Origin of the sequence: Exiguobacterium sp. s7, from assembly GCF_018618195.1 — a bacterium.
GTDB classification, from domain to species: Bacteria; Bacillota; Bacilli; order Exiguobacteriales; family Exiguobacteriaceae; genus Exiguobacterium; species Exiguobacterium mexicanum_A.
Window position 1 is genome coordinate 1 of the sequence record NZ_JACSLO010000045.1, and the last position, 230, is coordinate 230.

The window sequence follows — 230 nt, forward strand, 5'->3', positions numbered from 1 at the left end:
AGACCCCCAACTACTTTCGGCGCTGAAGCGCTTAACTTCCGTGTTCGGCATGGGAACGGGTGTGGCCGCTTCGCTATCGCCACCAGACATATATGAGATTAACATTATCTTAACATAATGTCAACTCTTTTTTAAGAGATTGTTCTCTCAAAACTGAAGACTCATCAATTCATACAAACCATTAGACTAGATCAAAGCCTCGACCGATTAGTATCATTCAGCTCCACACG

Annotated in this window: 1 rRNA gene; it reads right to left on the reverse strand. The window is 43.5% G+C overall.

Features of this window, described 5'->3' with window-relative positions:
- Nucleotides 1-87 (reverse strand): 5S ribosomal RNA (gene rrf, locus KNP79_RS15680); the annotation flags it as partial.
- Nucleotides 88-230: the final 143 nt, after the last annotated feature.